Below are 11,106 nucleotides of genomic sequence, written 5' to 3'. Positions count from 1 at the left end.
AGGAGATCGCCATGCGCCGCGCATTTGCCGCCCTTGTCACCACCGCGACCTTGACCACCGTCGCCAGTGCAGACGTACCGGTCATCGACAAGACCAACTATCGGGTCGCCAGGGAGACGGCAGACAAGACCGCCAAGATCCTCGACACCAACAAGGACATTCTGGGCACCGTAGAGAAAACGCTGCGGGCAGTCACCGGTGATCGGGGCAGCGAGGCAGGCCCGTTGAAGGACCTCGCCATCGGCAACGGCTTCAGCGTCTCCAAGGTGCCCAGCTTCGACAAGCTGCTCGAAAGCAGCACGCCGGATTTCGGCGCGCTCGGGCCTGAGGTCGCCAAGGCGGCAACCACATTCATCAACGGCTTGCAGTTGGTCAGGTCGCTTTCGGGCAGGCAGGACAGCTCGCTCGCAAGCGACAAATCCTATGAGGAACTGGTCAAGACCGTGCTTGGCGTGTCGGCGCTGATCACTGGCTCCCAGCAAGCTGTCGAGACAAGGCGGGCGGCGCTTGAAACGGCAGGGAAGGGGATCGGACAGGCCAAGGACGTCAAGGGTTCGATCGATCAGAACACACAGCTCCAGGTCCAGACCGGACTGACGCTCAACGAGATGATCGGCGTCATGAATGGCGCGGTGCAGGCGCTGCAGGCCGACAATCAGCGCAAGCTCACGGACATCTCGAACACCAGAAAAGCGCTTACCTATGATTAGGAGCATTTGCAGCGGGCCGACGCTGTGGGCCGAACTTCGACGCGTCGTGCTGATCTTGTCCATCGCGTCGTCGTTGGGCGGCTGCGGCGCGGCGGCGAAGGAAAAGACAGCGCCTTGCAGGCGGCCGGCCAACCTGGCGGGCTACGCCGCCGATCCGCGCGTCGACTGTGGGCCTATGCTGCTGGTGAACCCAGACGGCCAGGCCGCGCTGAAAGCGATCGGCGAAATTCCAGATCATCCGCAATAGGGCAGGGGACGTGGGCGATTTCATTGGCGAATTGTTGCAGCGCATCGACGCTTCGGGCGAGAATTTTTCCCAGCGCGCCTTCGAGGCGCTCAGTGGCGCGATCGAGCCGCTGCTTCGGCTGCTCTTCATCCTGGCGATCCTCTTCTACGGCGCGCAGCTGATGCTCGGCATGTCACGGCTCAGCACCGCCGAGATAATCGGCAGGCTTGCCCGGGTCGTCGTGATCCTGCTTCTGGTAGGCACTTGGTCGAACTTCAATGAGCTCTTCTATGCTTGGCTGACCAAGGTTCCCGAAGCCGCCGGGCGCGCGGTCCTGAGTGCTTCCGCGACCGGGGTGGGCGAGCCGACCAACGGTCTCTCCCAGATCTGGAAGACGGCCAATGTGGCGGCATCCACCTTTTCCGAGCAGGCTGGCTATTTCTCCGTCCTTCCGGCCTTGATCGGGATGGTCATCATGGTGTTCGCGGGCCTGTTCGTGGCGATCGCCCTTGGCATCCTGGTGCTCGCCAAGGTGATGCTTTGGGTGCTGCTTGGCACGGCACCGATCTTCATCACGTGCGGGTTTTTCAACCCAACGAGAAACTACGCGCTCGGCTGGCTGAACCAGTCCTTGATCTATGCGCTGATACCGCTGTTCGTCTACGTCATCGCGGCTTTCCTGATCGCGGCAATGGCGCCTGAACTCACAAAGATCAACGAGATCTCCGGCAATCGCGAACTCAAGCTCAGCGACTTCACCGCGTTCATCATGTTGTGCATGGCCGGAAGCTTCGTGCTGATCCAGATCCAATCGCTCGCGCAAGGCATAGTCGGCGGCCTGGCAACACCGGTGGGACAACAAGCCAGGCGACTTGCCGGACAAGGAATAGCTCTTGGGCGCTCCACGATCGGAGGCTCCGCCCACCACATGCAGGCCGCCGTTCAGCGCGTGCAGGCCAGGCTTGGCACTTCACCCTCGTCGGCGCGGAGCGCCATGCAGCGCGCGATCGCGGCGAACGGAAGCCCAGGATAGCCAGCGCACCACGGATTGCGAAAGAAGCGAGAGACATGAATGAACGAACCGACGACAGATTGCGCTCCTATTTCCAGGATTGCGAAATCTGGGAGCAGGAGATCTTCAAGCAGGCGCGGCGCTCCACAAGGATCGCCTGGTTCATCTCGACAGTCTTTGGCATTCTCGCGCTCGCCAGCATCTTTGCGGTGCTGCTGATGCTGCCGCTGAAAAGCTTCGAACCCTATGTGATCGAGGTGGACAGGAACACCGGCTATATTGAGGTGAAGTCGGGGCTCACGCGTCCGACAAATCTGACCGAACAGGAAGCCGTCACGCAAGCCAATGTGGTGCGCTACATCCGCAACCGTGAGGGCTACGACCCCTACGCTATCGAAGAGTATTTCGGCATAGCGGCCTTGTTGTCGACCGGGACCGCCGCGCAGGAACTGCAAGCCCAGTTCAGTGCCGCAAATCCAGCCAACCCCGCAAAGGTGTACGGGCGCCTGAAGCGCGTTCTCGTCGATATCAAATCCGTATCGTTCCCGAACGCCAGCACGGCGATCGTGCGTTTCTCGACCACCGAAAAAAGCGACACCGAGTCCGTCGACAGACATTGGATATCCGTGGTGCGCTTTCGCTACACCGAGACGCCCATCAAGAACGAATGGCGCTTCGAGAACCCGCTCGGTTTCCAGGTCTACAGCTATCGTCGCGATCAGGAGACCGTGACTCCGGGTGCGCAATAATGGCGCGCGGCGTCTGCTTGGTTGTCGCGTGCTTCATCAGCGCGATCGTTTCGTCAGCTCAAGCGGCGCAGACGCCGAAGGCGGGGCGTCTCGACAAGCGCGTCGCCAGCGTCACGTACCAGGAAGACAACGTCGTGCAGGTGTTCGCGGCCTACGGCATCTCGACCATGATCATCTTCGACGAGGACGAGAAGTTCCAGACCATTTCACTGGGGGATAGCGAAAGCTGGCAGGTGATCCCGGCGGACAACGGCAACATCGTCTTCGTCAAGCCGATCGCGCGCAACGTGACCACCAACATGAACGTCGTCACCGATAAGCGCATCTATTTCCTTGAGCTTCACGATTTCGAGCCCGGCTCCGACAGGCAGGTCTACGGCATCCGCTTCCTCCACCCGGAGAAGAACCTGAATGCGGCCTTGCGAAAGGAGGCCGAACAGCGGGCCGCATGGCCCAACATCACCGGCATCGACAAGGCCAATGTGAACATCGACTACTCGTTCTCGGGCGACGTCCGATTGAAGCCGTCGATGGTTTTCGATGACGGCCGCAAGACCTTTTTTCGCTTCGGGACCCGCGTTCCGGCGATCTTCGCGGTCAACGCCGACTTCTCGGAGACCCTGAGGAATTTCCGCAAGGAAGGAGAGTTCATCGTTGTCGATGGCGTCTCAGCACAATTCACACTGCGCGATGGCGATCAGTGGATCTGCATCTTCAATCTGCGCAAGCCCGATTTTGGCGCACCCGACCCGGGGATCCTGGGCCCGGTCGAGGACGACACGGCCATGAAACGCCGACGGAGCGGCAACGCATGATGCGTTCTCCTGAACTAGAGGCGCTCGGCAGGTTCGACGAGGCCATGGTCGCGGATCGATCGGTTCGGCGGACCCAGTTGCTCGGCGGCGGCGCGCTCGTTGTCCTGGGAGCGGTGGCCGGCTACTTCGTCCTCGCCAATCCCCGGGCGCCGGCGCCAGACATGCTGCAAGGCGAGGAACAGTTCAGCACCACGACCTTTCGGCCGCCCTCCTTTGTCCGTGAGGGAACGCCTAAGGCAAAACCGGCGACGCCCGAATTGCTCGAGCTTCCACCTCCGCCACCGGCGCCGCCGCCGGCCAAATCGGACACCACGGAATTCAACGTGGCGTCGCCTCCCGTTCCCGGAGGTGACCCCCTACCCAAAGCGGCTGAGCAAGCTGCTATTGAGGAATTCCCGGCACGCTATCGCTCAAAGATGGTTGTCTTCGACAACGACGGCGCCGATGGAAACGCCGGGCAAGCAGGCGGGCAGGATCAAGGCTCCCGGGTGGCGGGACAGGATCGCAACTCCAAGTTCCTCGCTTCGGCCGCGGCGATCGGCGATCGCTCGGCGACAGCGCGCAAGATCGATCGCATCGATGCGCTCGTTCCGGAGGGAACGCTGCTGCCCGGTATCCTGGAGACGGCGATCGTCAGCGATCTCCCTGGGCAGATCCGCGCGATCGTTTCAGAGGATGTCTACTCACTCGACGGTCGCCGCGTGATAATTCCGACCGGCACACGGCTGATTGGCGAGTATCAGTCCGAGATCGTCCGCGGCCAGAAACGCATTTTCGTCATCTGGACCCGCATGCTGCGCGACGACGGCGTCAGCGTCCGGTTGAATTCCATCGGGGCCGACAGTCTCGGTCGCTCCGGCCTCACGGGAGAGGTCGACAACAAGTTCGCCGAACGCTTCAGCGCTGCGATCCTGCTTTCGATCGTCGGCGGCGGCGCAAGCTATCTCACGGGCTATGGAAGCCAGGCCGCCAGTGACGGCAGTGACGATGCGCGCGGTGGCGAGGACATTGCGCGAAGCACGATCGCCAAGACCTTTTCCGACATGGCCAACCAGGTGCTCGGCGACAGTCTCAACATCCCGCCCACGATCAGCGTTCCTCAGGGAGAGCGTATTTTCGTCTATGTGCGCCAGGACCTCGATTTCTCCGCGTTGTACGAGGAACCCGTGGCCGAGCAGTTGAAGGAGATCCGCCATGAACGTGGTCTGGACTGAGTTCGCACGCGAGGAGCGATATTACTTTCTCTACCGCGCGCTCGAGCCGCTGAAGGCATTCCTCGACGATCCACGCGTGGTGGAGATTTCGGTCAATCGGCCGGGGAAGGTCTATACCGAGCGCCTCGGCGCGACGCATATGGATTTTCATGAGATCCCTGACCTCACCGGCGCGGAGATCGTCAACCTAGGAGAACGGGTGGCTGCCGCCACCCACCAGTTCGTCAGCGCCGCCAATCCGGTGTTGAGCGCGGCGCTGCCAACCGGAGAACGCATCCAGATTGTGCTGCCGCCGGCAGCACCTGACGGCGGCGCGATCTCGATCCGCAAGCAGGTCGTGAGCGATTTCACGCTTGAGGACTACCGCGACAAAGGCGCTCTTGATCATGTCGCGGTGGTAATCGACGGCCTCAGCGATTTGGACCGGGCTTTGATAAAATTCCTCCAGCAGGAAGACATCTATGGGTTCATCCGCGCGGCGATTCTGAACCGCGTTTCCATCCTGATCAGCGGCGGCACCTCCAGCGGCAAGACGACGTTCCTCAACGCCTGCCTCAAGTCAGTCGGGGAGAACGACCGCATCATCACCCTGGAAGATACCCGGGAGCTTTTCCCCACGCAGCCGAACGCGGTCCATCTGGTGGCATCGAAAGGCGACCAGGGTACGGCAAATGTGACGATACAGGGCCTTCTCGAAGCATCCCTGCGCATGCGTCCCGATCGATTGTTCGTGGGCGAGGTGAGGGGGGCCGAGGCATTCGCCTTCCTGCGCGCCATCAACACCGGCCATCCTGGGTCGATGTCGACTGTACATGCCGACACGCCGCTTGGCGCCTATGAGCAGCTTGCAATGATGGTGATGCAATCTGGCCTGTCGGCGGCCTACCCCAAGGCCGACCTCATTTCCTACATCAAGAACGTGATCCCGGTCGTCATCCAGCTCCGCCGCGAAGGCGGCCGGCGCGGCGTGTCGGAAATCTATTACACACGCATGGAGCGTGAATGACCGGGTCGATGCGTTTGGCCTATCTGTCCTTTTGCCTGGTAATCGCTGTCGTCGTGTGGCTGCTGACCTATGGCGCAATCTTGGCGCTTGTTTACGGCGATGCCCGCATCCTGAAGCTGACAATAGAGGCCAGTCCGTTGGCTCCCCTACAGCAGCTTGAACACTACAGCGAGGATCCCACTCTGCAGCGGGTCGCCTTTGGCGCGTTGGGGCCTGCTTTGGTGGTCGGCGGCTTACTCGCAATCATCGGTCTGCGTTCTCGCCCGAGCCCATTGGGGGACGCAAGGTTTCAGAATGCGGCGATGCTCGGACGCGGCAAATGGTTCCGAGGGCGGGGGCACATCCTTGGGCGGTTCGGCCGTCGGCTGCTGCGCGTCAACGACGAGCGTCATCATCTGATCATCGGGCCGACGCGTTCGGGCAAAGGTGTCAGCTATGTCATTCCCAATGCGCTGACGCATGAAGGCTCGATGATCGTCACCGACTTGAAGGGCGAAATATTCTCCAACACCGCCGGCTACCGCAAAATCATGGGTAACCAGGTCTTTCTTTTCGCGCCCGGGTCAGAGCGGACACATCGTTACAACCCGCTGGACTTTATCCGGCCGGATCGCGGCGACCGAACCACCGACATCCAGAATATTGCCAGCATTCTCGTCCCCGAAGAAACCGAGTCGGAAAACGCGATCTGGCAGGCGACAGCCCAGCAGGTGATGGCGGGTGCCATCAGCTACGTCCACGAAAGCAGGTTCTATAAGGGCCGGCGCAATCTCGCCGAGGTCACCGCCTTCTTCAACAGCGGCGTCAATCTGCAGGCGATGATGACACGCATCAAGGATCAGGAACCGTATCTGTCGCGTTTCACGCAGGAAAGCTTCAATGCCTATATCGCCTTGTCCGAGCGCGCCGCCGGTTCAGCTTTGCTCGACATACAGAAGGCCTTGCGTCCGTTCCGAAACGAACGGGTCATCGCGGCGACGAGCGTGACGGACATGGATCTGCGTGCGCTTAAGCATCGGCCGATTTCAATCTATCTTGCGCCCAACATCACCGACATCACGCTCTTGAAGCCGCTGCTTGCGCTTTTTGTCCAACAGACGCTGGACACTTTGCTGCTCGACCACGACTCTGGCTCGTTGCCCGTCTACTTCCTGCTCGACGAGTTCCGGCAGCTGAAGAAGATGAACGAGATCACCAGCAAGCTCCCTTACGTTGCCGGCTACAACATCAAGATGGCTTTCGTCATTCAGGACCTGAAGAACCTGGATGAGATCTATGGCGAGACGGCCCGTCACTCCCTGATGGGTAATTGCGGTTATCAACTCATTCTCGGGGCCAACGACCAGATAACCGCCGAAACCGTTTCCAAGGCGCTTGGCAAGCGCACCGTCCGCTACAAGACGGAATCGCGCTCGATCGCCTTGATGGGGCTACATCGGCGCACGAAGGTCGAGCAATTGCGCGAGCGCGATTTGATGATGCCCCAGGAGGTTCGGCAGCTTCCGACTGACAAGATGCTGGTGCTTGCCGAGGGCCAAAGCCCGATCCTTGCCGACAAGCTGCGCTATTTCGCGATCGGATTCTTACGAACCATGCAGGAGTTCTCGGCATCTCATCGGCCAGAAATCCCTGCCAGCGAATTCTTGCCGCAGCTGCCGGTTCCGGTCCTGGTCGAGGCCTACGCCAACACGCAGGCCGGAAGAGAAGTCGCTGAGCCGCTAGTCATCGGCAAAGTGCCACGCCCCTATACGCCCGCGGGTCGGGCTCACCGGACCGAGCCGGAGCGCGATTTCACGCGTAGCGAGACCATCTCTCGTTCAGGTTCCTTGCCGCCGCATACAGGATCACCGAACGAAATGGATTGGACATCCAGCGATACAGAGGTGGCGGAAAGGCATTTGAGCCCTGCGGCGGTCGAAGCAAGGCTTGCGCCGGCCGCCCGGAAGCTGAAATCATTGATTTCCGACAAGGAACGTGTCGCAGGAAACCACCGCAGGGATTGGTCCCGCATCTTTGATGAAACCGTTCCCGATGCCGACTCTGACGAGATCGGGGAGGCGATCTTCTAAGGCCAGGGTTGCCGCGATTGCCGACGTCCGGGGGCTCGGGATCATGCCATTACGGGGGCGATAAGATCGAGCCTCCACACCCCGCTGATTGATCCGCTCCAGCGCTCCAGGAAAATTGGAAGCTTCGTGCTACATATCTTACCGATCTGTAGTGCGAAGCTGCCAAAATGCCTCCTCCACACAACCTTCGGTGCGGTGTGCGCTGCGCAAGCTCGGGGCGGACATCCATGACGCCCGTCGACGCCGACGGCTGCCGATGGCGGTCGTCGGCGTTTGACGCTTTCGCTCCTCCCCTCCCGCCGGACGGGTGACATTCGGCTCCATCGGCGACTCGGCCGGACACCTGGGGCCACCGGCTTCGTCGGTCATCGACCAACTTGGTCGCCACTCCATCGCGAAATTCCCCGAAGGAAACCGACGAGTACAGCATGGAGTCGAACACGAACTGATCAACGTCGCCGGTAAGGCGGTCATGCTGTCGCGACGCTTCGACCGTGAGAGCGCCATCCGCATCCCGTTCTTGTCTGCGATGGCGATGGGCGCCAAGGACGGCCAGCGCGGCAGCTATCCGGAGATCGTCGACCATTAGATGGGGCTTGGCGCTGGAACCGGAAGGGCGCGCGGAGAGCGTAATCAGGCACCGGAATTATCGGTCACGTTCATCATGCTGGTTGTGTTCGGATTCGCGGGTCGAGGGCCGCGATCTTTCCAAATGACCTTGCTCGGAATCGGAGCGCTGCACTTTCTTGGTCCCCTCAACCCCTTCCTTACCTGAGCGCGTCGGCGCGCCGTGTTGTGACGTATGTGTATCTGATAGATGGCCCGGCACGAGCGCCCGTTCTTGCCGCAACATTGGTCCTTCAGCCTCGGTGTTGCCACCAGCATCCCGACCCTCTTCGCGATCATATCGTCCGGAATTGCGAGAACCTGCCTGCTGCTCGACCAGTTGGAGATATTCGCGACGAATGTTGACCACCTCTCGTGCAGCTGCGGCAATTTCGCTGAGGTCTTGCCGGTCCTCGGGACGCACCGATGATTCAAAATCGGCCAGGACAGCCTCGACGCGTTTCTCATAGATCTCAAATTCAGCCCGAGACATGTTCCGCATCGGCATCTCTTCTCCTTCGACGAGCTCGACAACAGCTCTCAAGATGGATTTGTAATTGCCTTTATCTGCGGAAATCGGCCGATTTTCAAAGTCTTTCTTATATTGGCGCGAAACCTCCGCGAGCCGTTCAAGCTGGCGTGCGGCGAAATCCGCCACGGCGCTTCGATCAGCGTCTGCAAGGTCGCGCCAGACCTGCGCGGCTCGCGTGGCATAGACCCTGGTTTTGTCGGAGTTCGCTAGCCGAGCCAGGTTCGAGCGCTTGGCGTCGTAGCGTGCCTGCGCGGCCTGGCTGGTGCCGACATGTTCTGTCCTGCCGGCGTAACCGACCGGGCGGACCTGCTTGCGCGTGTAGGCGGGCGCGGAGGCGGACTCGCGACGATCCGTAAGCTCCATGTCCAATCCCTGGTCTCTTGCGCTCGCGGCCATACGCGAGCGCCAGTCTCTGAAAACTTGCGGGCTGGTCACGATCCGCTCTCCAGCCTCCGAGCGCATGGTCACAATCGCATGCGCATGAATATGCGGACGCTTGCCGCCCTGTCCTGTCTCTCTTGGATCTCGCCCCGGATCATGTAGAGCGAAGATGTAGCGGTAACCCGCGAACTGGGTCCCCAGGAAATCCCGCACCGCGTTTTCGAACGCCGTCGCATCGGTGCCTCGGCGCGCGGAGATCACGAGGTGCATCACGTCCCTGCTCTTGCGGCTATGCAGATCGCGCCGCCATTCCTTCTGGACATGGTCTCCGGCCTGTTGGTGGCTGAGGATCGATAGGCCCCTTTCATCCTTTACCCCTCCCTGGAAGCGCCTGGCCAGGTCCCGAACCCGAGCCGTTCCAAACTCCGCGCCATTGCCATAGCCATGAAAGCGGAAACTCATAGGGAAGCCGCTGGCGACCTCGCTCTCGACTATCCGCTTTTCCACGATCGATGCCGCTTTCGCATCGCCGCTCAGGCGGCTGCCGTCGCGCTGGCGAAGCATCGCCACACCGTGGACGACCGCTTTACCCGCTGACGCCTGGTCAACCGCATAAACGAACCGACGCTCGCCAAGACCCGCACGCAAGATCGCGCGCACTTGGGCGTCATTGAACCGATCGGCCCCGATCGCCTCCATGTCCATGGTTGCCTGAAACACCGCGACATCGCGGCTGGCCGCGCGGTTGGCGAACAGATGTTCCCATTGCGCGATTTCGACGGCGACCGCCGACTTGCCAAGGATGGATTGGCCTCTTTCATTCTCAACGGCAATGGCGCCCTCCCGTGAGACATACCGGCCCATCGCCGCGGTGCGGCGACCGCCACCATACGAGGCGAGTTTCACAACAGCCGGCTGGCTCCCCCGAGCCAAAGCGGTGAAGCGCAAGTGCATCGTCCGATCCGCTGATCGGCCCAGTCTGGCGTTGTGAGACGAGTCCGTTCTGGTGCCCACCCGCCGCGCTTTGCCTGCCCCGCCATTCTCGAGAGCCGCAGAGCCTCGCATTCGCCGAAGCAGCCAGTCAGCGTCGACGTTCCGACCCACTTCCAGGTCGTGCAACAACGCGGCGCGCCGCCGCTCCCAGTCCTGCTCGAACGCTCCGAGGAAGAATTCCATCACATTGCCTCGCCACGACGCCTGGCGGCTTGGCGCTTCAGCATGGCGGCGAGCTCGGCGGCAACCGTGATCACCGCCGCCTGAGCATCCATGACAAGCCTGGCGACGTCTCCGACGTTCGGGCGGCGTCCGGCGTTGATTGCGCGGGCCACAGAATTGAGATCGCTGGACATGGTGGAGATATCATCGCTGAGCAGACGGAAAATGGCGCCGTCGACTTCGCTTAGGAAGGGATCGACGCCCGCACCCTCGAGTGAGAGCAGCCGCAGGAAGCCAGACACGGTGCAGCCTGCCCGATCCGCCGCATCCTTGACCGCCATGAACTCACCCGGCGAGTACCGGATATGCGCCACCTTCACCTTGCGACTCGAGCGACTGGATTCAATTGGTCGCGTTGCTCTCATCGGACCCTTTGCCTCGACGTCCGGCGATGGTTGGCTGATCGAGGGCCTGTCCCTCGATCGTCAGGAAAAATGTATCACATTTTTCCGTATCCTGCCAACCGATATAGCTCAGATTTTCGAACATGAACCGGACATTCACAATTTTTCACAGCCAATATGACTATTCTTCTCTACAGAGCTGTGGTTTCATATTCCTGCAGATGTAC

At 60.9% G+C, this 11,106-nt stretch carries 11 protein-coding genes; 8 read left to right on the top strand and 3 right to left on the bottom strand.

From position 1 onward, the window contains the following. Nucleotides 1–11 precede the first annotated feature (11 nt). The 8 genes from P9272_RS03440 to P9272_RS03405 are packed head-to-tail and all read left to right on the top strand — an operon-like array spanning nt 12 to nt 7,801. Complete coding sequence (locus P9272_RS03440) at nt 12–710, top strand: type IV secretion system protein (RefSeq protein WP_278159012.1); 699 nt, start codon at nt 12–14, stop codon at nt 708–710. After that, complete coding sequence (locus tag P9272_RS03435) at nt 703–957, top strand: hypothetical protein (protein WP_278159010.1); 255 nt, start codon at nt 703–705, stop codon at nt 955–957. Before P9272_RS03440 ends, P9272_RS03435 begins: the two co-directional genes overlap by 8 nt. Before the next feature lie 10 nt (nt 958–967). Then, complete coding sequence (locus P9272_RS03430; protein WP_278159008.1) at nt 968–1,969, top strand: type IV secretion system protein; 1,002 nt, start codon at nt 968–970, stop codon at nt 1,967–1,969. Between the two features lie 35 nt (nt 1,970–2,004). Beyond that, entirely contained in the window at nt 2,005–2,697 is a 693-nt protein-coding gene (locus tag P9272_RS03425) for a type IV secretion system protein (protein WP_278159006.1), read from the top strand. Continuing rightward, entirely contained in the window at nt 2,697–3,512 is an 816-nt protein-coding gene (locus tag P9272_RS03420; protein ID WP_278159004.1) for a TrbG/VirB9 family P-type conjugative transfer protein, read from the top strand. The genes P9272_RS03425 and P9272_RS03420 overlap by 1 nt, the downstream gene beginning before the upstream one ends. After that, the gene (gene virB10, locus P9272_RS03415) at nt 3,509–4,726 is read left to right on the top strand and encodes a type IV secretion system protein VirB10 (protein ID WP_278159003.1); all 1,218 of its coding nucleotides are present in this window, start codon (nt 3,509–3,511) and stop codon (nt 4,724–4,726) included. Before P9272_RS03420 ends, virB10 begins: the two co-directional genes overlap by 4 nt. After that, nucleotides 4,707–5,732, top strand: coding sequence for a P-type DNA transfer ATPase VirB11 (gene virB11 / locus P9272_RS03410; protein ID WP_278159001.1), 1,026 nt, complete (start codon nt 4,707–4,709; stop codon nt 5,730–5,732). The genes virB10 and virB11 overlap by 20 nt, the downstream gene beginning before the upstream one ends. Beyond that, the gene (locus P9272_RS03405) at nt 5,729–7,801 is read left to right on the top strand and encodes a type IV secretory system conjugative DNA transfer family protein (protein ID WP_278158999.1); all 2,073 of its coding nucleotides are present in this window, start codon (nt 5,729–5,731) and stop codon (nt 7,799–7,801) included. The genes virB11 and P9272_RS03405 overlap by 4 nt, the downstream gene beginning before the upstream one ends. 646 nt (nt 7,802–8,447) lie before the next feature. Here the strand turns inward: P9272_RS03405 and P9272_RS03400 are convergent. Genes P9272_RS03400 through P9272_RS03390 form a run of 3 tightly spaced genes read right to left on the bottom strand, consistent with a single transcriptional unit; the run spans nt 8,448 to nt 11,024 of the window. Further along, the gene (locus tag P9272_RS03400) at nt 8,448–10,496 is read right to left on the bottom strand and encodes a conjugal transfer protein TraA (protein ID WP_278158997.1); all 2,049 of its coding nucleotides are present in this window, start codon (nt 10,494–10,496) and stop codon (nt 8,448–8,450) included. Then, a complete protein-coding gene (locus tag P9272_RS03395; RefSeq protein WP_278158995.1) occupies nt 10,496–10,855 on the bottom strand; it encodes a plasmid mobilization relaxosome protein MobC in 360 nt (119 codons plus the stop codon). Before P9272_RS03395 ends, P9272_RS03400 begins: the two co-directional genes overlap by 1 nt. 22 nt (nt 10,856–10,877) lie before the next feature. Beyond that, entirely contained in the window at nt 10,878–11,024 is a 147-nt protein-coding gene (locus P9272_RS03390; RefSeq protein WP_278158993.1) for a hypothetical protein, read from the bottom strand. Nucleotides 11,025–11,106: the final 82 nt, after the last annotated feature.

Origin of the sequence: Mesorhizobium sp. WSM4976 (assembly GCF_029625685.1) — a bacterium.
Classification (GTDB): domain Bacteria; phylum Pseudomonadota; class Alphaproteobacteria; order Rhizobiales; family Rhizobiaceae; genus Mesorhizobium.
The sequence above is the reverse complement of the archived record's forward strand: the minus strand, read 5'-3'. Positions and strand labels throughout refer to the sequence as shown.